This window comes from Collinsella aerofaciens, assembly GCF_015552075.1.
GTDB lineage: Bacteria > Actinomycetota > Coriobacteriia > Coriobacteriales > Coriobacteriaceae > Collinsella > Collinsella aerofaciens_Y.
The window spans coordinates 1-4564 of sequence record NZ_JADNDZ010000040.1 but is presented as its reverse complement, the minus strand read 5'-3'; the positions used below and the strand labels follow the sequence as shown (position 1 = coordinate 4564).

Here is a 4564-nt window from a genome sequence, read left to right as displayed (position 1 = left end):
CCGAAGAGCACTAAATGTGCTCTTCGTGCGAGCCCAGGACCTGACCGAGCGAAAACCAAGCAGGCGGACACGCCGACGGGCAAGGGAGAGATATATGGAAGAAATGCCCAAGAACTACGATCCGTCGACCAACGAGCCGGCGATCCTGCAGAAGTGGCTCGACGGCGGCTACTACAAGCGCCGTGAGGGCGTGGGCGACTGCACCGTCACCATTCCGCCTCCCAATGTGACCGGCAAGCTCCACATGGGCCACGCCACCGATGACTCCATCCAGGACGCCATCATCCGTATGGCCCGCATGCGCGGCAAGTCCACGCGCTGGGTGCTCGGCACCGACCACGCCGGTATCGCCACGCAGACCAAGGTCGACAAGAAGCTCAAGAGCGAGGGCATCAGCCGCCTGGAGATTGGCCGCGACAAGTTTGTCGACGCCTGCTGGGATTGGACCCACGAGTACGGCGGCATCATCGTCGAGCAGATCAAGCGCATGGGCTGCTCCGTCGACTTCGACAACGAGCGCTTTACCATGGACGAGGATTACGCCCAGGCCGTGCGCAAGGTCTTCTGCGACTGGTACCACGACGGCTTGATCTATCGCGGCAAGCGCATCGTCAACTGGTGCCCCAACTGCACCACCGCCATCTCGGACGACGAGGCCGAGTACAAGGACGAGAAGGGCCACCTGTGGCACCTGCGCTACCCGCTGACCGAGCCGGTCAACGGCCAGGACTACATCGTCGTCGCCACCACGCGTCCCGAGACCATGCTCGGCGACACGGGCGTCGCCGTTTCCCCGAAGGACCCCGAGAAGGCCGCCTTTGTGGGTAAGACCGTCAAGCTCCCCATCGTCGACCGCGAGATTCCCATCTTTGAGGATTGGCATGTCGACGCTAACTTTGGTTCCGGCTTCGTTAAGGTCACCCCTGCCCACGACCCCAACGACTACGCCATGGGTCAGGCTCACGACCTGCCGCAGATCAACATCTTCGACGAGCACGCGGTGGTCGTCGAAGGCTACGGCGAGTTCACCGGCATGAACCGCGACGAGTGCCGCGAGGCCGTCATCAAGTGGTTCGAGGAGCACGACCTGCTCGATCACGTCGAGGACCTCGATCACTCCGTCATGCACTGCTACCGTTGCGACGCCGCACTGGAGCCGTGGCTGTCCGAGCAGTGGTTCGTCGCCGTCGATAAGCTCAAAGGGCCGGCGCTCGACGCCGTCAACTCTGGCAAGGTCACCTTCCACCCCGCGCGTTGGACGCAGACCTACACCACCTGGATGGAGAACCTTAAGGACTGGTGCATCAGCCGCCAGCTGTGGTGGGGCCACCGCATCCCCGTGTTCTACTGCGAGGACTGCGGCTGGGAGGACGCTCTTACCGAGGACACCGATGTGTGCCCCAAGTGCGGCGGCCATCATGTGCATCAGGACGAGAACGTGCTGGACACCTGGTTCAGCTCGCAGCTGTGGACCTTCGCCACGCAGGGCTGGCCGCAAAAGCCGGAGCTGCTCGAGGGACATCACCCCACGACGGCGCTCGTCACCGCCCGCGACATCATCGCGCTGTGGGTCGCCCGCATGGTCATGAGCTCGCTGTACTTCCTGGACGAGGTGCCGTTTAAGGACGTCGTCATCTACCCGACGATTCTTGCCAAGGACGGAAGCCGTATGTCCAAGTCCAAGGGCAACGGCGTTGACCCCATGGACCTCATTGGCATGTACGGCGCCGACGCCATGCGCTACAACCTGCTCACGCTGTGCACCAACAATCAGGACGTCAAGTTCGACGCGAACATCGACAAGAAGACTAAGAAGCTTATCGACAGTCCGCGTACCGAGCAGGCCAAGTCGTTTGTGACCAAGATCTGGAACGCGAGCCGCTTCCTGCTCATGAACATGGAGGGCTACACGCCCGGCGAGCCCGTCGTGGAGACGCCGGCAGACGCTTGGATGTTCAGCCGCCTGGCCAAGGCCGTGAAGATGGTCACCGAGGGTATCGAGAACTACACCTTTGGCGACATGGCCCGCGGCGTGCAGCAGTTCTTCTGGAACGAGGTCTGCGACTGGTACGTCGAGGTCACCAAGGCCCGCTTGAAGGGCGAGGGCCGTCTGCAGGCGCAGCGCAACCTGATTTTTGTGCTTGACACCTCCGTTCGCCTGATGCACCCGCTCATGCCGTTTGTCACCGAGGAGATCTGGGACAACATGCCGGCGAGTGTGCTCGATCTGGACGCCGAGGGCAACGTGAACCGCGCCGAGGCGCTCATGATCGCCAAGTGGCCCGAGCCCGCCGACTACGCTAAGTATGTTGACGAGGACGCCGAGCGCGCGTTTGAGCTGTGCCGCGCCGTCGTTTCCGCCGCCCGCGCCACGCGTTCGCGTTACCGCTTGAGCCCCAAGGCCGAGCTCGACGTGGTCGTGCGCGCCGGTGCCGAGGACATCGAGAAGCTCGAGAGCCTGCGCTCGACGATTGAGCCGCTGGCGAACACTGCTTCTCTGGTCATGGGCACCGACGTTGAGAAGCCGGCTGCGAGCATCGCCGTGGTCGACAGCGGCGTCGAGGTCTTTGTGGTGCTCGAGGGCAAGGTTGACCTTTCGGCCGAGAAGGCGCGCCTGGAGAAGGAGATCGCCGCGGCCCAGAAGGAGCTCGCCGGCTGCGAGAAGACACTCGCCAACGAGGGCTTTGTGGCTAAGGCCGCGCCCGCGGTGGTCCAGAAGAAGAGGGACCGTGCAGCTGAGCTCAAGGAGATCTTGGCGGCGCTGACTGCTCAGGTTGCAGACTTCTCGTAGTTCTTACTGAGGGGCGCGTCCCGACGCTTTGCTCGCTACTGCGGACAGTCCTGCGCAAGACGGACAGCACATTAAGTGCTGTCCTTTGCGTGCGGAACTTGTATCGAGCAAAGCGTCGGGCCGCTCCTAGTGCGGTTACATGGCTGCTTGCAACTGGTAGGTTAGGGCCACCTGGTTGTGGCCTTGATCTTGCTGCAAGCGGATAAAGTCTGATATTGTCAACGCGAGGGGCTCATTCTTTTTGGTGGGCCTCTTTTTCTGTTATTGGGGGACTTTGGGTTATGGCTAAGCGTTCTGGGTCGTATGTCGTTCCTTTCTCGTTTGAGTTGCTTTCGTTTGGTGAGGCTGTTGGGCTGGCTGCCGATACGGGGCGGATTTCTGGGGATGCTGGTCCTCTGCTCGAGACGGTTGTCGATATGCTCGATGAGTTGGGGCGTCCGGACGAGTATTTCGATTGCATTCAGGTTGCCGGTACCAATGGCAAGACTTCGACTACGCGTTTTTCGGCTGCTATTCTTCGCGGCGAGGGGCTCAAGACCGCGCTGTATACGTCGCCTCAGCTGGTGCGCTATCCCGAGCGCATGGAGGTTGACGGGCGCGTTGTGAGCGATGAGGCGTTTGCCCGTGGCGTTTCGGCCGCTGTTGAGGCGGGGCATCGAGTGAATGCCCGTCGTGTGGCGGCGGGGGAGCGCGCCTATACCATCACGCCGTTTGACCTGCTGACGGCTGCTGCACTGGTGGTGTTTGCCGAGGCTTGCGTGGACGTGGCCGTGCTTGAGGTCGGCATGGGCGGACGCTGGGATGCTACGAGTGCGACCGATCCTGTCGCCGTGGCCATTACGGGTATTGGGCTCGATCACACACGTATTTTGGGTGATACGCTCGAGGCCATTGCGGGGGAGAAGGCTGCGGTCATTAAGCCCGGACGCCTGGTTGTGCTGGGCGAGGGCACGCATGAGGCGAGCGTTCAGCGCGTGATGGATGCCCGTTGTCGAGAGTGCGGCATTGTGCCGCTCGTGGTGAGGCATGCCACGACTAAGGTGCCGGTGCATGTGGGCGACACGGTTGAGTTTAGCTGCACCACGCCACGTGCGATCTATACGTCGAGCATGGTCAAGCCGGCCTATCAGCCGCAGAATGCCGCGTGCGCGATTATGCTTTGCGAGGGGTATCTGGGTCGCGAGCTCGACCACGATGCGCTGGATGCATCGCTTATGGGTTGCCCCACACCGGGTCGTTTTGACGTGCTGGGGACCGATCCGCTTAAGCTGATTGACGCCTGTCATAACCCCCAGAGCTGCGAGAACTTTGTGAGCGCGCTGGACGAGATTGATCCGTGCGTGGAGAATCGCCCCACGCTGCTGTGCGCCGCGCTGGCCGACAAGGACGTGGCGGGCATCGTCGACGTGCTGATCCCGGCCTTCCCGCGTGTAGTCGTGACGCAGACCGATTCCGACCGAGCCCTACCGGCAGAGGAGCTCGCCGTTCTGGTGGACGCGGACAAGCTTGCAGGCGCGTACCCCAGCGTATCCGAGGCCCTCGCCGCCTTCGATGCCGCGGGCGAGCCCTTCGTAGCAGCCGGCACCATCACCCTAGCCGGCGAAGTAGCCGGCCTGCTGCGCTAAGCCGCTCACGGGGCAGCTAGTTGGCCTGATTGCCACGAAATGGGCCCATCTACCTCGTTTAATCGACTGCCCTGGACCACGCCGAAAAATGAAAAATTAAAACCGACGCTCCTATAAGTTGTCAAGAGGCAGTTTGCGGGAGCGTTCT

General features: G+C 62.1%; 2 protein-coding genes. Both read left to right on the top strand.

Translation table 11 applies throughout. The features are described from left to right. Positions 1-94 precede the first annotated feature (94 nt). Entirely contained in the window at positions 95-2791 is a 2697-nt protein-coding gene (locus I2D41_RS02820) for a valine--tRNA ligase (RefSeq protein WP_195363475.1), read from the top strand. 281 nt (positions 2792-3072) lie between these two features. Further along, complete coding sequence (locus I2D41_RS02815) at positions 3073-4416, top strand: bifunctional folylpolyglutamate synthase/dihydrofolate synthase (RefSeq protein WP_195363474.1); 1344 nt, start codon at positions 3073-3075, stop codon at positions 4414-4416. Positions 4417-4564 lie beyond the last annotated feature (148 nt).

Bases quoted from the DNA above. Each gene is read 5' to 3' on its own strand.
- I2D41_RS02815 (WP_195363474.1), top strand. From the start codon at position 3,073: ATGGCTAAGCGTTCTGGGTCGTATGTCGTTCCTTTCTCGTTTGAGTTG.
- I2D41_RS02820 (WP_195363475.1), top strand. From the start codon at position 95: ATGGAAGAAATGCCCAAGAACTACGATCCGTCGACCAACGAGCCGGCG.